Genomic DNA, 19,761 nt, shown 5'->3' with positions numbered 1-19,761 from the left:
CAGTCTTAAGGTTGGTTCCGATTCACGAGGGATTCATCAACGATTGACCGCGCATTCGCAATTCCCGATTCCTGCCCCCGGCTTCCCTGCCGGTCGACGCGTTTTGCCGATGGCGCAAACACGATCTGAGTTGCCGTCCATTTCCGAACACTTGAAGGCCCCTGTGAACAATTTTTCGCATATCTCGCGAAACTCTGGCATCCTCAACTCCCTGATGCTGCTCGAATTAGTGGTCGAAGCATTTGGCTGACCACGTGCTTTGCCATTATTGGACGGTCCTCGAGGTAGTGCATGCAGAAAATCCTTCTTGATCTTAAATTTGCCCTCCGCCAATTGCAAAAATCGCTCGGCTTCACCGTCACTGCAATTCTCATGCTCGCGTTCGGCATCGGCGCCACCACCGCGATCTTCTCCATCGTCGAAGGAGTCTTGCTGCGTCCACTGCCCTTCCCCGATCCCGATCGCTTGATGGTGCTCTCCGATCATCTGCAAGGCATTGAACTCGGCGGCGGTGGCGATGAAGTCGGTGTGACGGTACCCGACATCAAAGCCTACACGCACGATACGCACGGCTTCACCGCTCTTGGCGGGTATCAAGGAGCAGGCTACGAACTGTCCGGAACTGGCGACCCCGCTCAAGTGAATGCTTCGCGCCTCACTGCGGGCGTCTTCAGTGCGCTCGGTGTCGCTCCGGAACTTGGCCGCGTGTTTACGAAAGAGGAAGACGAGCATGATCAAAAGGTGGTCGTGCTGAGCGACGCGACTTGGCGCAACCGGTTCCATGCCGATCCGAATGTCCTCGGAACCAAAATTCTGCTTGATCGCAAAGCCTACATCGTCATTGGCGTCATGCCGCGCACTTTTGAATTCCCACTGATTCCCGGACAACTGAATCGTTCAGAACTTTGGGTGCCCATGAGTTTCAGAACCGACGAGATTGCGGCGGCGGCCGCGGCGAACTGGAGTTATCAGATGATCGGGCGGCTCAAGCCCGGCATCTCACCCTCCCAGGCCCAAAGCGATGCAGATCGCGTAGCGCAGGAGATTATGCGGGGATATCCGGCCATGATGGGCAATCTCCACATCAACGCCCTTGTGCGCCCCTTGCAAGATGAAACCGTGCAGCAATCGCGATCCCTTCTGCGCATCCTGTTTCTTGCAGTTGGGGTTGTGCTGCTCATTGCCTGCTTTAACCTCGCCGGGTTGATGCTTGTCCGCGCCATTCGCCGCCAACGCGAAGTTGCAGTTCGTCTCGCGCTGGGCGCCCGTGCCTCGGCCCTCGTCCGCCAGGCCATAATTGAGAGCCTCTTACTCAGCGTCGGCGGCGGTGTGCTCGGATTGATCTTCGCTGCCATTTCACTTCGCGTCGGCAAGAGCATGCTTCCCGAAAGCTTGCCGCGCGTGAATGAGATTTCGCTTAGTTGGCAGGTGATCGTCTTTGCGCTTGGACTGGCGGTCGTGACTGGAGTCGTCTGCGCGTTGGCGCCGGCATTCGCTGCGATCCGCACCAACGTAAACAGCAATCTGAAAGAAGGCGGCCGCACCGGTAGTGCCGGCGGAGGCCATGCGCGCTTGCGGTCCACGCTTGTGGTGGCCGAGATCGCCATCGCACTCGTTCTCCTCACCGCTTCCGGGCTGCTTCTGCGCAGCTTTGACAAGATGCGCGCCGTCGATCTCGGCTTCAATCCACAGCATGTAAGCACAGCAGCGTATTCGCTGCCCCAGTTGCAGTACGCGAAACAATCGCAGATCGACACCTTCAATCGCGAACTGATGCTCAAGCTCGGCCAACTTCCGGGCGTCCAGGCCGTCGGACTGACCAGCATGTTGCCTTCACAGGGTGTGCATAACAATCAGACGTTCGTCGTCGATGGATACGCTGCGCCGCCAGGCGCGAGCATGAACCTCTCGACGGTGACCCAGGTTATTGGCGATTTCTTTCCGGCCATGGGTATTCGTCTTTTGCGGGGACGCTTCTTTACCGAAGCCGACCATGCGGGCACCCAACTCGTCGTGATCGTCAATCATGAATTCGCAGAGCACTACTGGCCCAACCAGGATCCCGTCGGCAAGCGCATTCGCATCGGCACAGTGCAGATGCAGACGCCTTGGCTAACGGTGGTGGGTGAGGTTTCTGATACCCAACTCCTCTCGCCAGACAATCCGGCCACCAAACAGTACTACATGCCCGTCGATCAGGAAGAAGACGCCGTCGGCTCGCTCGCCCAGCCGGGAGATCTCAATGGCAACGGCGGCTACATCGCGCTGCGCTCGGCGGTTCCTCCCGAACAGATGGAGAATGCTCTTCGTGCCACGGTTCGCTCCATCGATCCCCTGCTGCCCCTCACACAGGTGCAGACCATGGAGCAGGTGGTTTCCGAGTCCGAGTCTTCGCGCCGATTCAATACGGTGCTCATCTCGAGCTTCGCCTTTGCCGCCGTGCTTCTTGCTGTGCTCGGAATCTATAGCGTGATCGCGTTCTCAGTGGCCTCGCGCGTGCAGGAGATGGCGATTCGTATGACGCTGGGCTCGCAGCGCCTGGCGATTGTTCGCCTGGTGATCGAGTCCGGTGCCAAGCTTGCCGTGATCGGGTGTGTGATTGGATTGGCTGGTGCTGCCGCGGCCTCGGGACTACTGCGATCGATGCTGTTTGGCGTCAGCCCCTTCGACCCCCTGGTGATGACCTTCGCCGCCATCGGCGTTTTGCTGCTGGCCGTTGCGGCATCCACGCTACCGGCCTTACGCGCCGCATCCATCGATCCCATGCAAGCCCTGCGTGGCGAATAAGACGCAGCTTCGATGCGAATCTGGGTGCCCCAGGTCTCGCTTCTGAGACCTGGGTTCAAGCCCCACTGATCGAGCGCTGTTTCCTCCGCATCACTCCCGCGACTCAAACCGCCGAAAGAAGCTCGCCTCCAGATAATGCGGCCGCCCCGCGTCGTTGGCTACCGCCCGTGCCAAATCCGCAAAGAACGCATTGAACTGCGCCGCAGCCGCAAGGTCTACTGGCTGATTCAAATCGTCATCCGTCGAGTGATACCGCTCTGCGAGCCATGCACGCCACGCCTTGTACTCAGGTGATCCTGCCGTCCATCCAAACTTCATCGCCAGCGCAGGCACGCCGGCCTGCACAAAGCTGTACTGGTCCGTGCGTACGAAGGAGTTGCGATCGGGCTCAGGATCGCCGGCAATCTCAATGTGATGCGCCGCGCCAACCGCCCGCGCCTCATCGCCGAGCGTCGATTGCTCCAGCCCCTGCACGTGCAGCTTCTTCAGCGCAAAGATCGGCATGAACATGTCGAGATTCAGATCGGCAATGATGCTGTCCGACGGAACCGTGGGGCGCCCGGCAAAGTAGCGTGACCCGAGCAATCCCTTCTCCTCAGCGGTGAACACCAGGAACAGCACCGACCGCTTCGGTCGCTCTCGCTGGCTTAGCGCGCGCGCCGTCTCCAGCACCGTGGCCACGCCGGAAGCATCATCCATCGCGCCCGCGTATATTGTCTTGCCATGGATTGGCTCGCCCACTCCGAGATGATCGAGATGTGCCGACACGATGACGTACTGCGATTTGAGGGCAGGGTCCGAGCCCTCCAGCGTCGCCGCAATGTTCGGCGATTCGACATGCGTATTCTCGGTTACCACCGTCGCGCGCAGGCTCTTCGTCAACGCAAAGCGCGGCAGCGGCTTCTGCGTATCAGCCAGCGCGAGGATATCCGCAAAGCTGTGGCCGCTCCCTTCAAACAGCTTCTCTGCCTGCGCCGGATTGAACATGGCCGTAAACAACGTGCCATGGTCGTCAGCGAGTGCCGGATGCTGCGCGCCAACGGCCTCGTCTCCCTCCATCGCCGCCAGCCGCATGCCTGGCTGCGACGCACTCGACGCGATGCGCTGCCATCCGAAATCCATCGACTTGGGCGTCGGAATCGAGATCAGCCCCACGGCCCCGGCCTCACGAATCGCACGGATCATCGGCGCAGTGCGTGCATACGACTTCAACGGCCCCGGCAAGTCGGCGGGCCCACCGTTCACCACTACTACGATCTTCCCCTTCAATGCAGCCTTCGGCAGTTCCTTCGAGTCGAAGTCGTCATAGCCGGACTCCGGCAGGTTCAGTCCGTATCCGATGAACGCCAGCGGTGCATTGATGCTCGCCGGTTGTTGCAGGCGCGTGCCAAGGATGGCGTCGTCGCCAATCACCAACGGTGCGTCCTTTCCGTCCGCCACCAATGCCATCGATGACTTCTCCGCGACGACGAGTTCAACGTCGAAGTGCACCGGCTGATACCAGGTTCCGTTCTCGCCCGCAGGCTTCAGTCCCCACTGCTTGAACTGGTCGACAACGTAGGCCGAGGCCTTCAGAAATTCGGGACTGCCGGTAAGGCGGCCCTTCATCGCCGGATCAGCGAGCACGCGCACGTGCGCCCACCATTGCTCGCCGCGCGCCTGATCGCTTGCTGTGGTTGCATTGTCGCCCGCCTGTGCCAGCGCGCCGGAATATATGACTGCCAGCGCAAGCTGCACCGCTGCTGTCGTGCGTAACCCGATTCTCATCCGTGACCTCATCGATGTCTGAATCAGCGGCGAACCGGCCCGGATTGCCTGGGGGAGGACCGGCGCACGACCGCTTTCATGAAAGGTAGCTTACGGATTACGGCCGGCACAACGAAAGAATTTTAAATGTCTGCCACAGGGTGGGTGCCCCAGGTCTCGATTCTGAGACCTGGGAAAACAGACTAGATTGAGAGGATACACTCCTATTCCGCCCGCAAGGCGCGCACCGGATTAATTTTCGCTGCCCGTCGGGCCGGCACCAGGCTTGCCACCAGCGCGCAAAGCGCCAGCGCTGTCACCGATCCGCCCAGTGCCACCGGATCCCATCCCTTCACTTCGTACAACTGCGAAGCAATGAGCCGCGCGCAACCAATCGACACCGGAATTCCGATTGCCAGTCCGATCAGGATCTGCGTAAACGCGCCGCGCAGGACCATCGCCACAACCTGGGTACGATTCGCGCCGAGGGCGATTCGCACGCCAATCTCGCCGGTGCGCCGCTCGACCCCGTATGCCGTAACGCCATAAAGACCAACGGCGGCCAGCACCAATGCCAGGATGCCAAAAAGCCCCGTCAGTTGCGACACTGTGCGCTCCTGGTCCATGCGGTCGGCAACCTGCTCCTCCATCGTGCGAATGCTGACGAGTGTCAGGTTCGAATCCACTTCGGCGAACGCGCGTCTCACCTGCGGTTCCAGCCCCTGCATGCTTCCATGCAGATCAAGCACTACGCCTTCAATCAGGTGCGAGCGGTCTTCCACCATACGCGCCATGGCGGTGGTGTAATGTGCGTGCTGGGCTAGCGGAACAAAGAGCAGCGGCAGTCTCCAGTGCCCGCTGGGGTCGGTATAGTTCGCGGTGCGCACAACTCCGACGATCTCGTACGTACTGCTGTACTGCACTTCGTTCATACCAAAGTGCGCGCCAATTGGCTCTTCGCCCGGCTTGAAGAATTTCTTCACGAAGGCTTCGTCCACCACCGCCACTCCGGGGGTCGAAGCCGAATCCCCTAGCGCGATGCTGCGCCCGCGCAGGATGTGCTGTCCCATCATCTCGAGATAGCCGGGACTGACTCGATCCCACGAAGAAACATTATCCCCGTTGACGTCGAGGGTGGCCTGTCCCTGCCGCGCAATCATGGCATCCCAGTTGTTGGTGAAGGGCGTATACAGGGCCAGCGCCGCGCCCTGCACGCCGGGAATCCGTTGCAACCGATCTTGAAGTGCGCGATACGTCGCCTCCAGCTTTTCCGGTGAATAGGATGAGAAGGGCGCGTTGACGCGCAGACTCACGCGGTGTTCGGTTTCGAAGCCGAAATTCTGATGCTCCATCTTCATCAGGCTGCGGGTCAGCAGGCCCGCGCCCGTTAACAGCACAACGGACAAGGCGGCTTGGACAACGACCAGCGCTTTCTGCGGCAACGCCCGGCCGTCGCGTGTGCTTCGTCCCGCGCCATGCAGCACAATTGCTGGATTGGTGCGCGATGCAAACCACGCCGGGGCCGCGCCAAACAGCAGCCCGGTAACGAGCGCCATGGCAAATGAAAATCCCAACACCGCAAGCGAAGGCCTGGCATCAAGGGGCACAAATTTTGCTGAATGAAACGCAAGGGCGACGACGATCTTGACGCCAACGAACGCAACCACAATGCCGGCTGCGCCTCCCAGCACCGCCAACACCACGCTCTCTGTCAGGGACTGCTGTACCAACCGCACCTTCGACGCGCCCACGGCCATGCGTACTGCGGCTTGCGTTCCACGTGCCGATCCGCGCGCCAGCAGCAGGTTTGCCAGGTTTGCGCAGGCAATCAGCAGGACCAGGCCGCACACCGCCATCAGCATCCGCAGGCTGCTCTCGTAGCTTGCCTTCATCTCGGCAATGCCCCCGCCTGCCGGGATGACCTTGATGGTCTCGCCGGGCAACGCGGCCTTGAGCTGATCGAGGTACTGCGGGTACTGTGCGCCAAGGTCGGAGAGAAGCCATGTGTGCATGATGGTCGTGAACCTGGCGGCCACGCCATCAGTGTGCGCGCCGGGACGCAGCCGGCCGATGATGCGAAGCCATGCCAACGGCGTCTTCAACACGGTGCTGCCACCGGTAAGTGCGGGCTCCTGCTGCAGCGGCACAAAGAGTTCCGGAGGATCGCTGCGAAGCGTTTCACCATAGAAGCCCGGCGGTGTTATGCCGACGATCGTGAAAGGATGGCCGTCAAGCAGGAACGTCGAACCCACAATTTTTGGGTCGGACCCGTATTCCTGCGCCCACACGCGATGGCTTAGCATGGCCGCCGGCGCGGCTGCGGGTTGATCGTCGGCCGGGGTCAGGTTGCGCCCGGCATAAGCTTTCAGACCGAGCGTCGCAAAGTAATTGCCGGAAACATACTCGCTGCGCAAAGGCTTGGCAGGATCGTTGTTTTCTGCGCGCCTCACACTGAAATCCGAGTGCCATGCCTCGAACGCAGCCGTCTGTTCAAATTCCGGCGCGTTCGCCGCGATGCGCTGGTACAGCGTGTAGGGAAAGATCCCCCACTCTTTTTGTGGACCGATCTGACCGCAACAGTTCATTCCCGAGCCAACTCGGTAGAGGCGCGATGGTTCGGACACTGGCAGAGATTTCAGCATCACGCTGTCGATCAAAGAGAAGATCGCCGTGGTCGCCCCGATTCCAAGCGCCAGGGTCAGCATCGCTGTCAGCGTGAATACAGGCGACAAACGCATTTGCCGCAACGCATAGAGAACATCCTGACGCAACGTACGCATCGCAAGCCTCTCACGACCTCTACGCGGGGAATTGCAATGAATATACGCTTATGGAAACGAAGAAGTTCGCTGTACTGAAATGACTCATATTGTCACAACCGTCAGTGACTCTCCACCCCTTCCGCTATCAACATCAGCCCGGCATTTTTCACACAATCAACTTTGGTTGGCAAAACGAAATCGTCTCCTGGGGAACTCTCGGTCGGCCCAGTAATCGTTTTCAGGCAGGCTCCTTGCTTTCGCCCGGGGTAGCTGGAAAGCCGCCACACCGCGATCTCCAACTCTGCCGGAACCGGTCACGCTCCTCAGGAGACATGTTCTCCCACTGTTCGGCCCAGCGCCGCCTGCTGCGCTTCGAACCGCGCGGCGCGCCATTGCGAAAGCCTCCAAACAGAATCCGGCAAAGGACCAACAACCCCAGGGCCTGCCAGAATCCAACCGTGTGCCAGCCGAAGAGCGGCGGCAGAAGCCAGTTCCACAGGTGCATCACAATCTCGCCGAATATCCAGCCGCAAACAACAATTACGGGGGGTATCAGCAGATACATCCACCATTTCTTTCTCATTGCATGTTCCTCATTTCTCTTGAAACTCGTCATAGATCCGCTGCAATCGCTCGCGTAGGTGTAGCACCGCGTAGCGTTTGCGCGAGAGCAGCGTATTCACGCTCACGCCGCTCTCGGCCGACAATTCCTTGAAGCTGCGCCCTTCGATTTCATGGGCAAGAAAAGCCTCTCGCTGCTCGACGGGCAGTTCGCCAAGCGCCACGTTGAGCTCATCCAGCAGTACACTGCGCAGGTAGAGCGCTTCCGGACCGGCATCCGGCGAAGGCAGCAGGTCGCCCATGTCCTGCAGTTCGCCATCCTCGTTTTCCAGCAATTCGTCGCTGAACGCGCCCGGCCGCTTCTTGCGAAAGAAGTCGGTGATGCGGTTGCGCGCAACGCGGAAAAGCCACCCGGTCACAAAATCTATCGGCGTCAGCAGGCGATAGGCTTCCACCAGCTCGAAGAACACATCCTGCAGAAGATCATCCGCATCGGCGTTATTCGCGACGCGGCGGCGAATGAAGCTGCGCAGCCGGGGCCGTTCCTCTCGAATGACCTCCGCGATTTGTCGGTCTTGCTCGATCATCGCGATCATTGCTCGACGGCCCACCCATCTACCTAACCAGACGAATGGGAGACATAAATATTGTAGTGACGGGCGCAGAAGAACATTAACCCAGTGATTGACCTTGGGTTACGGGATTGCGCTTCACTCTCCCAAGGTTGCGCACTCACCTCGATACTGCAACCTTTTGGGCACTCACTCATCCCAAAGAGTGATGGTTAATCGTCGTCGCGGCGCGCGATTCTTGCCCTGTTCCACGCTGAATCCGAGGAAGGTTGGTACAGAATATGTTCGGTTTGGTGATGGTAGTCGTTCTCGTACTCATAACGGTCGCCCCACCGTTTGCAGTCATGGCCACGGCTAAGGCGAAATCCCGCCGCAGGTAGCCCGCGGGCCGAGGTTTCACTTCGAGACCCAGACGCAGCGATCGGGCCCAATCGGTTGCACGACATCCGAATTGCGACCGATCATTGGACTGACCGCGAACCGCGGAGGTGTCGCGTGAAAAGATCCACGAAAGCCGGAATTGCCAGCGCAGTTCTATTTGCCAGCATCTTTGTGCCGCCCTATCCCGAGTGGCGCGCGCCCATCACCTTCGCATCCGCCGTGTTGTCATGCGTACTCGGCGCACTGGCCGCCACCAGCGGAAAGAAATGGTGGCTCATCATCCCCGCGTCCATTGTCGGTGGATTTGTGCTAGATCTCTACCTGGTCATCTACGCACTGTAGCCGTATGCTTCCCGCAACCTCAGGCACCGTCGCAGCAGGCGGTAACGCCAAACTACTCACTAAGAACTCTTCGCCTTCAGCCCAAGTTCGCGCATGGCGATTTGCAGGTCGGCCCATGCTTCTTTTTTCTGACGCGGATCCCGGAGCAGGAATGCCGGATGATAGGTCACAATCAGCTTGCTCCCGCGGAAAGAGTGTATCCGTCCTCGAAGACCAGCCAGCGGCTGGCGCTGGCCTAGAAGATACGTCGCCGCAGTCGCTCCGAGCGCAACGATCACCTCTGGCCGAACCACATCGATCTGGCGGAAAAGGAACGGCGAGCAGGTGTTCGCTTCCTCGGGCTCGGGCGTACGGTTCTGCGGCGGACGGCACTTGACCACGTTCGCGATGTAGACTTCCTCGCGTTTCAGCCCCATCGCCGCAATCATGTTGTTCAGCAGTTGTCCAGCTCGCCCCACGAAGGGCAGCCCCTGCGCGTCCTCGTCGGCGCCCGGTCCCTCACCCACAAACAGCAGGCGCGCATTGGGGTCGCCGTCGGCAAACACGATCTTGTTACGGCCTTTGTGGAGGGCGCATCGGGTGCAGTCACCAATATCTTCGCGGATCAGTTGAAGTGCGGACGCACGGTCCGTGGGCGCGACTTCAGGAGCAACCGGTGGCAGGGATTGCATGGGCTTGCGGGGCGGAATGGGCGTTCCCTCCTGGGGGGCATTGAGTGTGTCTGTTTCGAATGCCGCAATGATTGTCTGTGACGGGCCGACGACCCGGCGATAGAAATCGGTTACTCCGAGTTCGCGGTAGAATCGCAGGCGCGCTTCGAGCGCATCGCGGATTGCGGGGTCAAGGGAAGGCAATGCGGCTACTCCACGATGATCCGGCGGCGTGCGGTGGTCGGCGCGACAGACTCGCTGAGAACTTTTTCCTGCGGCGGCGTTCCTTCGTCGACCTCAAACACCAGGGGCCGCGGACGGCGGAGCGCAGCAATCTCGTCGAGGATGCGATCGGCGAGCTTGCGTTTGGGCATCTCGGGCATTTCGATTGACGTGGACGCTGTCAGAAATGTAGCGGCATTGCGGTCCGCATCGATACCGACTCCTTCGCGCGAAACATCGTTGACGACCATAGCGTCAGCACCCTTGCGCAGCAGTTTGGCGCGGCCATTCTCCATCGAGTTCTGGGTTTCGGCAGCGAATCCGACGATGAGCTGGCCTGGACGGCGCTGCCTGGTCACTTCGCCCAGAATATCTTCGGTCGGCGCGAGCTCAAGCGTCATCGGGCCGGAGCGCTTCAACTTCTGATCGGAGACGTTGACGGGACGATAATCGGCGACCGCAGCGGACTTGATGACCATGGTGGCTTCGCCCATGCGACCGAGCACCGCTCTGCGCATCTCCTCGGCTGTGGTGACACGAACAACCTCGCAACGCGCAGGCGGATGCAACGCCGACGGTCCGCTGATGAGGATAACCCGGGCGCCGCGGCTCTGCGCCGCATCGGCCAGCGCGTAGCCCATCTTGCCGCTCGAGCGGTTGCCAATGTAGCGAACGGGATCGAGCGCCTCGCGCGTGCCGCCGGCGGTAACGAGAACGGTTTCCCCGGCAAGGTCGTTGCGACGGCCCATGGACTGAAACACAATGTCGGCAATCGCCTCGGGCTCGGCCATGCGCCCGGCGCCAATCATGCCGCAGGCCAGATCGCCGATGCCGGGATCGACGACCCGCACACCGCGCTGGCGAAGGATGTCGACGTTGGCCTGCACCGCCGGATGCTGCCACATATTCACATTCATAGCCGGAGCCACCAGCACCGGCGAGGGCGTGGCGAGATACATCGTGGTCAGAAAATCGTTAGCGATGCCCTGCGCGAACTTGGCAAGAATATCGGCAGTAGCGGGTGCAACCACCAGCGCTTCGGTCCACTGCGCCTCCCCGATGTGCTCAATCGAGGATTCGTAGGTGGCCTCGTTACTGTCGGAGTCGTCCCACATGCTGCTGATGACCTTATGACCGGTGAGCGCCGCGAACGTAAGCGGCTGCACAAAGCGGGTTGCCGCCTCGGTCATCACCACATGCACTTCCATGCCACGCCGCTGTAGCGCGCGTACCAGTTCCGCTGCTTTGTATGCCGCAATGCCGCCGGAGACGCCGACTGTTACCCGCATATCTACGATTGTAGTCCGTTTCAAGTTGAGCCGAGAATTGTGCCCCCTCGGCATGAGAAAGGCACACGCTGATCGCCAGGCTCGTCGAACGCCCGAACGATCATCACAGAAACATCCTCTTCGCTACAGGATCGGAATCCCGTTCTCCGCAACCAATGGCTTCACAACAGGCTGTTCCTTCTTGACGTAAGAAATCTTGCCTGCATCGATTTCATCCTGTGCAATGCGGCACGCTTTTGTCGAACGGCTGGCAACGAGCGCGGCCGAGCCGCTCTGGATCTGACGTGCGCGACGCGCTGCCACGAGTACCTTGCGGTAATTCGAATCGAAGCTGGTTTCAATCGTCATCGAGATCCTCTCCAAAAGGAAGTTGTTGCTGGCCGGAGTCGCCTTCAATGCCGAAGGCTTCCAGCACAGGTTTAAGCCGCTCCCGCGAATTCGACTGTCGACAGGCCGCGGCGACCTCCAACACCCTGCTCGAACGATAAGCGATAGGCTCGGCGTTGCGATAGTATCGCTCCGCCAGCACAATTGCCTCAAGCTGCGCAACCGCCCGGTCAAGGATGTCGTTGATGAGAATATAGCTGTAATCCCGATAATTCTCAATTTCCTTCCTGGCTTCGCTGAGGCGCCGGTAGAGTTCCGCCTCGTCCATGACGCCCTCTGCGCGGCTGCGATTGCGCAACCGGGTACGCAGAACCTTGGGGGTTGGCGGCAGCACAAAAATGCTCACGGCTTCCGGCATTGCCGTTCTAACCTGCGCTGCACCTTGCACATCGATATCCAGCAGCAGGTCGTGTCCCTGGCGGCGTGCTTCGTCAAGCGATCCCCGTGCGGTACCGTAGTAATTGCCGAAGACGCCGGCATGCTCCAGAAACTTGCCCTCGGCAATCATGCGCTCGAATTCTTCGCGGCTGGTGAAGTAGTATTCGCGCCCGTGCTCTTCCGATCCGCGCGGGGGCCGCGTTGTCCAAGAAATGGAAAAATCGACGCCGCTGACCTGCTTGCGGAGTTCGCTCACCAGTGTGCTCTTGCCGGAGCCCGATGGCGCCGAGATGATAAAGAGAATTCCTGCCACGCGCGTTAGTCCCTTTCGTACATCGATCGACTTGTACTTTGGTTACTGCTACTCTGCGTTCTGAACCTGTTCGCGGGCCTTTTCGATATCGGCCTTCATGGCCAGACCAAGTTCCGTGATACGCGTACCCTTGCCTCCCACGCCGCCGGTCTTCGAGAGCAGCGTATTGGCCTCGCGATTCATCTCCTGCAGCAGAAAGTCCAGCTTCTTGCCCACTTCGCCTCCCGCGGTCAGTAGCTCGCGAAAGTGGCCGATGTGCGTAACCATGCGCTCCAATTCCTCCGAGATATCGCTGTGGTCCACCAGCACAGCCACCTCTTCGAGCAGTCGCTGACGGTTGAACTCGTTTCCCGTCGCTGCTATCAGGCGCTGTGTGAGGCGTTCCTGGTAGCGCTGCTCCACCTCGGGGCGCAACGCGACCACACCGTCCACGGCCTCGGCAAGCCGAACGAGAGAGGCGCGCAGAATTCCCTCGAGGGATTCGCCCTCGCGTGCCCGCATCACCTTCAGTTCTTCAAGCAAAGGGCCGATCTCGCGCACGACACTTTCGGTTAGCGCTGCAACATCCTCTTCCGAGTTATTGCGATTCTCGGATTGCAGTGCACCGGGCATCCGCAGCGCCACGTTTAGATCGGGCTCGCCCTTGATTCGGAACTCCTTCGTTGCCTGCTTGTAAGCATCGATATATCCGGCAACCATCTCGCGGTTATAGCCCGCCTTCTGCTGCACCGAGCGATCGACAGATAGGGTTAGTTCCACGTGTCCGCGGATCAGGCTTTCTTTGAGCACGCGGCGCAGTTCCATCTCCAGCGCGTCAAACCCGGCGGGCAGGCGCAACTGGATATCGAGGAAGCGATGATTCACGCTCTTTACGCTCAGCGTGTAAGAAAGTTGATCGTGTACGCGCACCTGGGTGCGGGCAAAGCCGGTCATCGAGTAAATAGGCATCCTTACTTTTCCTCTGCCTCGGCCCAGAGCATCGGCTGCAAAAGCCGATCGAGAGCCCGTGATTCCGCATCAGGATTTTCTTCCTGCTCCGGAATATCCATGAATTGCAATTGATAGAGTCTCTGGTACGTCGGGGATGTGGTCAGCAACTCTTCATGCGGACCGACCGCGGTAATGCGGCCACGCTCCAGCACAGCGATGCGATTGGCGCGACGAATGGTGCCGAGCCGGTGCGCGATGACCAGTGCAGTGCGGTTTTGCATCAGGTTTGACAGTGCGACCTGCACCAGCGATTCGCTTTCCGCGTCGAGTGCCGAGGTTGCCTCGTCAAGAATCAGAATCGGCGCATTCTTCAGGATGGCCCGCGCAATCGCCAACCGCTGCTTTTCTCCGCCGGAGAGCCGGAAGCCCTTCTCCCCGATCACCGTAGCGTACCCTTGCGGCATGCGCATGATGAAGTCGTGCGCCAATGCGTTGCGCGCCGCCTGTTCCACCAGTTCATTTCTTGTATCGGGCTGGCCGTAGGCGATGTTGTTGCGCACCGTGTCGTTGAAGAGAATTGTCTCCTGCGTGACCTGTGCGACCTGGCGGCGCAACGAACCCAGGGTCATCTCGCGAATGTCGCGCCCGTCAATGACGATGCGGCCCGAAGTCACATCGAAAAATCGTGGAATGAGGTTGACGAGCGTCGACTTTCCTGCGCCGCTGGGACCCACAAGCGCCAGCAGTTCACCGGAGCGAACCTCGAGATCGACGTTATGCAGGATTTGCTCTTCACCCTTTTCGGTCGAGTAGGAGAAGCCGACGTTTTCAAACTGGATCGAGTTCGAAAACTGAGGCATGGCTGCCGCGTGCGGCCGCTCCTTCACATCGTCCTTGGTATCGAAGAAACCGAAGATCGAAGCCGACGCGCCCATTGCCTGCTGGAAGCTGTTATAGAAATACGCGAACTTGCGCACGGGATCGTATAGCTTGAAGAGCAAAAAGATGAACGCGCCGAAGAGTCCCATCGTCATGCGCCCATGCAGGATCTCGTTACGGCCGATGAAAAGAAACATGGCAATTGCGATCGCGCCAATGGTGTCCATCAACGGGGAGCTGATCGACTGGATGCGCACATTGCGCAGGTTGGCGCGGAACAGACGCTTGGCCGCGCGCTTGAAGCGGAGGATCTCCCATATTTCGGTGTTGAACGCCTTCACAATACGATTGCCTGTCACGGTTTCGTGCAGGATGTTCTGGATCTCCGCCAGCTTGTCCTGCCCGGTGCGCGTCCGCGAGCGCACTTCCCCGCCGATCTTCCGTGCCGAAGTAATCACCACTGGAATGAACAGAACAAGAGCCCAGCTCAAATAGCCGCCGAGTCGAATCACGAAGACGATACCGACAAGGAACGTAAAGAACTGCTGGAGGAATTCGCCGATCACCGAGCTGAGTGCGAGTTGCACTCGATCCACGTCGTTGATGAGCGTGGAAAGAATGGTCCCCGTTGCGTGCTTGTGAAAGAAGCTCGACGAACGGCGAATGGTGGCCTCGTAAAGATGATTCCGCAGGTCGGTAATCATCCCGAGCCCGGCGTAGTTCACCAGGTAGGTGCCGAGATAGTCGCACACTCCCTTCGCCATTGTCGCCGCGATGATTGACGTCGCAACAACCGTCCACGCATTGTGCATGTGCAGGAAATGCGGAACAACCGCCCTCAGATCGAAGTGCCATCGGCTGTTGCGAAGTCCCAGAATGATCGGACCTTCGGGAGCATTGGGTTGCAGCACCTGGTCAAAGACGGGCTGCAGCAGCAAGACACGGAATGTGTCGAGGGCGCCAACCGCAGCCAGTAGGACAACACCCAGCACCCATTGAAATGAGTAGGGTAGCCCATAGCGGATTAAGCGAAAGAAACTGCTCATGCGGCCGGTTCCGCCCGCTGGCTGAGAAGCAGCCAGAAACCTCGGCGCTGCCAGCGATGTTCAGGATGGGTGCCCATCCCCACATTGTATCCGGGTCGCCACCGGCTTCGTTTCCCCGCCCGGACTGCAAAACTCAGTACGCGTGCAGCTCGTGGATGGCCTTGAGAACCGTGTCCGGCTGGGGCAGAATCGCGTCTTCAAGCACCGGTTGGTACGCGACAAAGGTGTCCATCGCTCCGATGCGCTTGACCGGAGCATCCAGGTCGTCAAAGAGCTCATCTGCGATACGGGCCGCAATCTCGGCACCGTATCCCCAACTCAACATATCCTCGTGTGCCACGATGACGCGGCTGGTCTTGCGAACCGACGTGGCGATCGCTTCCCAGTCATACGGGCTCAGGGTGCGCAGGTCGATCACCTCAACTTCAATGCCCTGCTCTCGGCTGGCCGTCTGCGCCGCCTGCAGCCCGCGAGGAACCAGCGCCCCGTATGTGATCAACGTCATGTGCTGCCCGGGACGTACGATCTTTGCCTTCCCGAACGGAATCGCAAACTCCGGCCCAGGATATGGTGCGCGTCCATACGACTCGCGATAAAGCCTCTTGTGCTCGAGGAAGAGCACGGGGTCATCGCACCGAATCGCCGTGCGCAGCAATCCGTTGGCGTCGAGCGCATTCGACGGGAACACGACGCGCAATCCCGGAATATGCGTAAAGAAGCTCTCACCCGACTGCGAGTGATAGATGGCGCCGCCCGTGAGGTATCCGCCGATAGGCACGCGTATCACTGCCGGCGCAGCCCATCCCCCGTTCGATCGCCAGCGCATCAACGCGAGTTCGTTGTGAATCTGGTGGACGGCGGGCCAGATGTAGTCGAAGAACTGAATCTCGACAACCGGCTTCATGCCGCGCGCCGCATACCCCACGGCACGTCCCACGATATTGGCTTCGGCTAACGGTGAATTGAACACGCGCTCCGACCCAAACGCCTTCTGCAGACCAGACGTCAGCTTGAAGACTCCGCCCTTGCCCTTCACTTCGCTAAGCGCCTCTTCGCGGCTGGCATCAGCCACATCTTCGCCGTAAACAATGATCCGCGGGTCGCGGCTCATCTCATCGTGAAGACAGTAGTTAATCAGGTCGGCCATGGTGCGCGGTCCGCTGCCTTTGGCGCTCGCGGACTTTCCAGGTCGGGTGCCCACCGCCTGAACCGTCTCCGTCGCAAACACTGCGCGCGTCGGATCGAGATCCTCCGAATACACGTGGCGCGGAATACTCGCAAGCTCCGGCAGGGGTGCCTCCAAAGCCCGCTCCGCCGCCTCTTCCGCTTCGTGTTCCGCCTCTTTTTCGAGTGCGGTGATCTGACCGTCCGTCAGAATCCCCTCGCGCAGCAGGCGCATCTGCATCTTCGCAATTGGGTCGCGCATCGCATCCGCTTCACGCTCGGCAGCCGACCGATAAAGCTTGTCATCGTCTGACTGCGAATGCGAATAAATGCGGATGCAGTGCCCGTGAACGAAAGCCGGTCCATGCCCTGCCCGGCAGTACTCCGCTGCGGCCTGGAATGCCCGCAGGCTCGCCTCGGCATCGGTGCCGTCAATTTCGGCAAAATGGAAATTCGGAAAATTGGCTACAAGACGCGAAATGTTGCCACCCGGCGTATTCACCTCGACCGGAACGCTGATCGCGTAGCCGTTATCCTCCACCATAAAGATGACCGGTAGCTTGCGGTTCGAAGCCGTATTCAGCGCCTCCCAGAACTCGCCTTGCGAAGTCGAGCCCTCTCCCACGCACGCCAGCACGACTTCGTCCCCGTGAAACTTGACGTCGCGAAAGGCGCGATAATCCCCTTCAACCTTGGCGGCGGCCTCGGGGTGGCGGGTGAAGTAGCGGCCGGCCTCGGCGCATCCCACCGCGTGCAGAATCTGCGTCGCCGTCGAGGAGGACGTGCTCACAATGTTCAGGGGCTCGCTGCTCCAGTGCGTCGGCATCTGCCGTCCGCCGCTCGCGGGATCCGTGCCCGCTCCCACCGCCTGCAGAAACATATCCGTGGGAGTCACACCCAACGCCAGGCAAAGTGCGCGGTCACGATAGTAGGGAAAGAACCAGTCGTATCCTGGCTTGAGGGCCAGCGCCGCTCCCACCTGCAACGCCTCATGTCCGGCAGCGGATATCTGGAAAAATGTCTTCTGCTGCTTTTTGAGAAAGATCTCGCGGTCATCGATCCGGCGCGACAGGTACATGAGCCGATATATCTGAATCAGTTCCTGTGAGCCCAGGCGGCCTGTGGCATTAGCCGTCGTCGGCGCATGAGCGCTGGAAACCGCAAGTCCCATGTATCTCACTCCAAGGTTCAGGTTCTCTCGAGCTTTCCGAGTGTATATATTTCTACGGAAAGATTGTAGCAACCCTCACGGCCGACCCGAACCACCCACTGGAATCGGCGCTGGACGAAATCCCGGACTGTCCCCAAACGATTGAGCCATCTTGGCTTTCACGTTGTGTGCCAGCTTCTCGATCTCCGCGACCTTGTGCAATTCCTGGTCAGTCAGTTCGTCCGTGGAGTTAGATGCAATTTCCGCATCCAGTTGACGGGCCAGTTTAAGCAGCTTGTCTGTGTCAGATACCACGGATTTGTGGCGTTCGACATTCATTGCCCGTAGACGCTTTTCTCCCCAAATTGGATTCATCTCGATCGTTGGGTCCATGTCGCTCCCTGGGCGGGTGCCGGGAAGGTTGCCAAGCGGGCCACCGCCCGAAGGCGCGTATTGCGCCCAACCCAGCAGGGCCGCGGCAAAGACCACCGCGGCAGCTGCTGCTAATGCCATATTGCGTCCCGGCCTGACCTTCATCCCTTCGGGCCCCCTAAGGCCCTCAATCCGCGTTCACGGTCAGCTTCATCTCTTCTTTTACATCGTTGGCCAGAAGCTCGATCACTTCGGCCTCCCGCACCATGGTCGGTGTAAGCGTGCCAGTGCCAAGCCTGTCTGTCTTGGCTTTCAGATCCCGTGCCAGAATCAACAACCTGTTGGTTTCATCGTCGATAACGCGCTTGCGCGCCGCGTTGGCCGCATCCAGATTCCGCCGTTTCGCGTCCTTCCGCTCCAGGTCGTTCAATTCGTGCGGATCGAGCGTGCGGTTGGGGATCACGATCGGGCGAGGTTGTCCCTGCGCCGCTCCCACCTGGGGCGAACCGGCGAACGCGGGAAGGGATACCCAAGCGATGCAGCTGGAAATAATCAGACCCCTCCCGATCCGAACTCCATACCGAGCGATGCCGTAGCCAAGTTTCGTATCGTCTTGATGGCGTAGCCGAATCTGCACGCTGACCTTGCTTTCTTCTTCCTGGAACCGCTGCCTGAGCAACCGTTGCATTCGCAATTGTTCACTCGATCCATCGGGATGACCAATTTCGCCAATAGCCACGATTCAAGCGCCTTAACCTGGCCCCGAACTCTGCTTCATCTTCTCTTTGACAGTCTTCGCGAGTTTTTCAATCGCATCTGCCTTGCGAATCACGTTCATTGACAAGGTGTCCTTGTTCGTCTTGTCCACTTCGGCCTTCAATTCAACCGCCATCGCCAGCAACTGTGTGCTCTCAGTTGAGATCTGCTTACGCCGCTGGCTATCCGGTGGTGATGGGGGTGACGGTGGTGATTGGGGCTGCGGACTAGACTCTTCACCGCGTGGCTTGTCCAGGGGATCGGCCACCGGCTTCGCGCTAGCTGGCGAACTGGTCTGAGCCTGGGGAATCGCATTTGGCTGTGCCGCCGGGGCTGCTGCAGGCTGCCCGTTCTGCGCAACACACGTGAATGCCGCGGCAAACACCAGGCCCACGCAGGCGCGTGTCCACAGGGGTCCGCCCGATTGACGCGGTTCCCTAGCTTTGAAACCGATGTTCTCACGGGCCGGAGAAACGTTGAGAGATTGATCCGATCGCATTTGAACCTCCTGGTCGAGGCACATCTCTATTATGTGCCGCATCCGTTACATCGTCTGCAAGCAAAAAGAAGCTAAAGAGGTCCAAGTTCGGGAGTCATTTGCATCTTTCGCTTCACATCCCGCGCGAGCTTTTCAATGGCTCTCGCTTTGCTCACGGCGGCGGACGTCGGATTGTCGCCTGGGTTTCGATCCAATTCCGCCTTAAGAGCAATGGCTAATGAAAGCAGTTTTCTGCTGTCTTTCGCAATCTCTATGTCCCGCTGCCTGTTGAATCCATCAATATTGATTTTGAGACGCTTTCCCGAAGCACGGATTTGCGCATGCGTCCCCGGGCCATTGTTCGCCAGAGTCAAGTGTGCAAGTCCAAAATTCCTGATTTCATCAACATGTCATCCGGACGTCCGGAGTTTGCCGCACCGACCAGCAATAAAATCGCCATCAGGCAGTGGATCTTAACGGTTGACCGCCCGAGGCGCTTTGTGTGGCAAAATACCGCGCCAGACCCGGCGAAAAGAAGAGAGTGCCGGTCAAGTGATTCCATACAGTTCCTCAGGCCATATTCGATTCGAAGCTCG

Annotated in this window: 16 protein-coding genes; 2 read left to right on the top strand and 14 right to left on the bottom strand. The window is 59.5% G+C overall.

Annotated features, from left to right (window positions below):
- Positions 1-291 precede the first annotated feature (291 nt).
- On the top strand, positions 292-2,787 hold the full coding sequence (locus tag VK574_RS06330) for an ABC transporter permease (RefSeq protein ID WP_472798981.1): 2,496 nt from the start codon (positions 292-294) through the stop codon (positions 2,785-2,787).
- A gap of 90 nt (positions 2,788-2,877) precedes the next feature.
- Here the strand turns inward: VK574_RS06330 and VK574_RS06325 are convergent, their stop codons facing one another.
- The 4 genes from VK574_RS06325 to VK574_RS06310 form a co-directional block, all read right to left on the bottom strand.
- On the bottom strand, positions 2,878-4,554 hold the full coding sequence (locus tag VK574_RS06325) for a M20/M25/M40 family metallo-hydrolase (RefSeq protein WP_472798980.1): 1,677 nt from the start codon (positions 4,552-4,554) through the stop codon (positions 2,878-2,880).
- A 203-nt stretch (positions 4,555-4,757) separates the two neighbouring features.
- Positions 4,758-7,313: an ABC transporter permease gene (locus VK574_RS06320; RefSeq protein WP_472798979.1), complete on the bottom strand. Its 2,556-nt coding sequence runs from the start codon at positions 7,311-7,313 to the stop codon at positions 4,758-4,760.
- A gap of 220 nt (positions 7,314-7,533) precedes the next feature.
- The gene (locus tag VK574_RS06315) at positions 7,534-7,878 is read right to left on the bottom strand and encodes a hypothetical protein (RefSeq protein ID WP_472798978.1); all 345 of its coding nucleotides are present in this window, start codon (positions 7,876-7,878) and stop codon (positions 7,534-7,536) included.
- Positions 7,879-7,888: 10 nt separating this feature from the next.
- On the bottom strand, positions 7,889-8,452 hold the full coding sequence (locus VK574_RS06310) for an RNA polymerase sigma factor (protein WP_472798977.1): 564 nt from the start codon (positions 8,450-8,452) through the stop codon (positions 7,889-7,891).
- Between the two features lie 471 nt (positions 8,453-8,923).
- Between VK574_RS06310 and VK574_RS06305 the strand changes: the two genes are divergently transcribed.
- On the top strand, positions 8,924-9,151 hold the full coding sequence (locus VK574_RS06305) for a hypothetical protein (RefSeq protein WP_472798976.1): 228 nt from the start codon (positions 8,924-8,926) through the stop codon (positions 9,149-9,151).
- A gap of 59 nt (positions 9,152-9,210) precedes the next feature.
- Here the strand turns inward: VK574_RS06305 and VK574_RS06300 are convergent, their stop codons facing one another.
- The 10 genes from VK574_RS06300 to VK574_RS06255 form a co-directional block, all read right to left on the bottom strand.
- A complete protein-coding gene (locus tag VK574_RS06300) occupies positions 9,211-10,005 on the bottom strand; it encodes a uracil-DNA glycosylase (protein WP_472798975.1) in 795 nt (264 codons plus the stop codon).
- A gap of 5 nt (positions 10,006-10,010) precedes the next feature.
- Positions 10,011-11,312, bottom strand: coding sequence for a bifunctional phosphopantothenoylcysteine decarboxylase/phosphopantothenate--cysteine ligase CoaBC (gene coaBC / locus VK574_RS06295; protein ID WP_472798974.1), 1,302 nt, complete (start codon positions 11,310-11,312; stop codon positions 10,011-10,013).
- A gap of 123 nt (positions 11,313-11,435) precedes the next feature.
- Positions 11,436-11,660, bottom strand: a complete 225-nt coding sequence (gene rpoZ, locus VK574_RS06290; RefSeq protein WP_472798973.1) for a DNA-directed RNA polymerase subunit omega — start codon at positions 11,658-11,660, stop codon at positions 11,436-11,438.
- Positions 11,650-12,390: a guanylate kinase gene (gmk, locus tag VK574_RS06285; protein WP_472798972.1), complete on the bottom strand. Its 741-nt coding sequence runs from the start codon at positions 12,388-12,390 to the stop codon at positions 11,650-11,652. Before gmk ends, rpoZ begins: the two co-directional genes overlap by 11 nt.
- Positions 12,391-12,438: 48 nt before the next feature.
- Complete coding sequence (locus VK574_RS06280) at positions 12,439-13,338, bottom strand: YicC/YloC family endoribonuclease (protein WP_472798971.1); 900 nt, start codon at positions 13,336-13,338, stop codon at positions 12,439-12,441.
- Positions 13,339-13,340: 2 nt separating this feature from the next.
- Positions 13,341-15,245, bottom strand: a complete 1,905-nt coding sequence (locus VK574_RS06275) for an ABC transporter ATP-binding protein (RefSeq protein ID WP_472798970.1) — start codon at positions 15,243-15,245, stop codon at positions 13,341-13,343.
- A gap of 133 nt (positions 15,246-15,378) precedes the next feature.
- Positions 15,379-17,580, bottom strand: coding sequence for an alpha-ketoacid dehydrogenase subunit alpha/beta (locus VK574_RS06270; RefSeq protein WP_472798969.1), 2,202 nt, complete (start codon positions 17,578-17,580; stop codon positions 15,379-15,381).
- Between the two features lie 75 nt (positions 17,581-17,655).
- Positions 17,656-18,072 carry a PIN domain-containing protein gene (locus VK574_RS06265; protein ID WP_472798968.1) on the bottom strand — a complete coding sequence of 139 codons (417 nt, stop codon included), beginning with the start codon at positions 18,070-18,072 and terminating at the stop codon, positions 17,656-17,658.
- 46 nt (positions 18,073-18,118) lie between these two features.
- Complete coding sequence (locus VK574_RS06260; RefSeq protein WP_472798967.1) at positions 18,119-18,619, bottom strand: hypothetical protein; 501 nt, start codon at positions 18,617-18,619, stop codon at positions 18,119-18,121.
- 63 nt (positions 18,620-18,682) lie between these two features.
- Positions 18,683-19,186, bottom strand: coding sequence for a hypothetical protein (locus VK574_RS06255; RefSeq protein WP_472798966.1), 504 nt, complete (start codon positions 19,184-19,186; stop codon positions 18,683-18,685).
- Between the last annotated feature and the right edge of the window lie 575 nt (positions 19,187-19,761).

It is taken from the genome of Occallatibacter sp. (assembly GCF_035317045.1).
In the GTDB taxonomy this organism is placed as follows: Bacteria; Acidobacteriota; Terriglobia; order Terriglobales; family Acidobacteriaceae; genus Telmatobacter.
The sequence above is the reverse complement of the archived record's forward strand: the minus strand, read 5'-3'. Positions and strand labels throughout refer to the sequence as shown.